The sequence below is a fragment of the Bacteroides sp. DH3716P genome (genome assembly GCF_025914115.1).
Lineage (GTDB): Bacteria > Bacteroidota > Bacteroidia > Bacteroidales > Bacteroidaceae > Bacteroides > Bacteroides ovatus.
Genome location: NZ_CP083673.1, coordinates 6595645 through 6597852 on the forward strand (window position 1 = coordinate 6595645; position 2208 = coordinate 6597852).

The window sequence follows — 2208 nt, forward strand, 5'->3', positions numbered from 1 at the left end:
CGTTCAGTCCTCTGCCTGTTAGCATGGCGGTACTTGACCATTCGCCCGGGCAGTAACTTTGCAAAGAAAAATGGGCATCGGCAAGTGGAATAGACACTACAAAACAGGAAAATCATTGATTTTTAGTGCATTTTTCTTTATTTCTTTCTTTGATTTAGGATAAAATATATAACTTTGCCTCCGAAAAAGTGTCACAAGTGACAGTTTTTCGTAAAATATGATAGTAAACAGATATAGATACATAGAACAGTTGAGCCGTTCAAAGAACAACGGGCTCATAAAGATAATCACAGGATTGCGACGTTCAGGCAAGTCGTTCCTTCTGAAGAAACTCTTTCATCAGCATCTATTGGATGAGGGCGTGAGAGAAGACCATATTCTCGTCATCGACATGGAGAGTAGGAAGAACAGAGAGTTCAAGAACCCGGACTACCTGTTGGACTGGGTGGAAAAGATGATGATTGACTATGAGACTTATTATATCATCATCGACGAGGTGCAGGAGGTGGAAGACTTTGTAGAGGTGCTCTCTTCCTTGTCAGTTACCGAAGGGGCGGATGTGTATGTCACAGGCTCCAACTCGCGTTTCCTGTCCTCTGACCTGGTGACGGAATTCCGAGGCAGAGGTGACGAGATACATGTGTGGCCACTATCCTTCAAGGAGTTCATGACGGTGTATGATGGTTCGAAAGAAGACGGTTGGGCTGAATACAGACTGTACGGAGGTTTGCCGCAACTACTTACACAGGTTGGGGATGAGAAGAAGGCTGATTTCCTGCGTCGCCTTTATCGCACGGTATATCTACGTGACATCTACGAGCGGAACAACATAGAACTGAGACCTGAATTTGAAGAATTGTCGAAGACCGTAGCATCCAGTATAGGAGCACCTGTCAATGCACTGAATATAGCCAATACGTTCAAGTCCGTAAGCAATGTGCAGAGCATAACCGACAAGACAGTGTCGGCTTATCTGGAATATATGCAGGATGCTTTCCTTATCGAAAAATCCGAAAGGTTCGACATCAAAGGACGGAAATACATAGGTTCGTTGTCCAAGTATTATTATCAGGACGTAGGTCTGAGGAATGCTATTCTGTCGTTCCGTCAGAGCGAGCCGACACATATCATGGAGAACGTCATCTACAATGAGATGCGTATGCGAGGATGGCTCGTGGATGTGGGTAACGTCTATCATCGAGTGAGGAATACGGAAGGAAAGCAGCAGAGGGTGACATTGGAAGTGGATTTTGTCTGCAACAAAGGGAGCGAGCGGATCTACATCCAGTCGGCGTGGCGTATGCCCGATGCAGAAAAGATGGAACAGGAGAAACGGTCGTTGCGTCTTGTAGATGACTCTTTCCGCAAACTGCTGATCGTGGGAGAACATACCAAGCAGTGGAGCGACGAAAACGGCATACAGATAATGAGTATATATGACTTCCTGCTTGACTGGTCAAGTACTGAGAAACACGGATAAAAAAAAGATATGCGCATAGAATATGCGTTAATACATATATGATTAAGGGAGGGCCTATCCATCACGGACAAGCCCTCCCTTTCTAAAATTTATCAATGAAAAAAAAGTTTTAGTGCTCTTGTTCGGAGCTGTATGTCTGGCTATAGATACAGCAGGATTCTGGTATGGCGGTTCGCCTCATTGGGCGAGTAATCGTCAATGCCGCCATCGAAAATCTGAGAGATGGTGCCATTTTCCATACCACGTTTCATCAGTTCCTCTGCAATGAATCTGGCACGGGAACGGCTGAGGTTATCATTGATGGCTTCACTGCCTGTGGCANTTTCCATACCACGTTTCATCAGTTCCTCTGCAATGAATCTGGCACGGGAACGGCTGAGGTTATCATTGATGGCTTCACTGCCTGTGGCACTGTCGGCAGCGCCGATGACCTTAACTTTCAAGCCATATTTCTTGGCGATGCGTGCTACTTCGTCGAGATTGACGAGCTGTGACCTGTTGAGCAACCTGTCAGTGCCAAGTTCAAAGAAGAAATAGATGGGCGCACCTATGCAAGCCTTTCCTGAGTGGATGAGCGATAGGTAATCGTCTTCCGGCTCACCTTCAGCATTGCCATATTCTTCTGTACAAGAGGCGGACTCCATGACCTTTGTCTTTTGACCATTACCATACTTGTCTCTCATTCTTGCACGCAGCGAGTTGAGACCGCTGTAGTCGTTTCGAGGATA

2 protein-coding genes are annotated in these 2208 nt (G+C 46.0%); one reads left to right on the forward strand and one right to left on the reverse strand.

The genetic code is table 11. From position 1 onward, the window contains the following. The first annotated feature begins 217 nt into the window (after positions 1–217). Positions 218–1480, forward strand: a complete 1263-nt coding sequence (locus tag KQP79_RS25595) for an ATP-binding protein (RefSeq protein WP_005816273.1) — start codon at positions 218–220, stop codon at positions 1478–1480. A gap of 140 nt (positions 1481–1620) precedes the next feature. Here the strand turns inward: KQP79_RS25595 and KQP79_RS25600 are convergent. Beyond that, positions 1621–2208: OmpA family protein (locus tag KQP79_RS25600; protein ID WP_264386595.1), on the reverse strand; the 588-nt coding region annotated here is incomplete at its 5' end.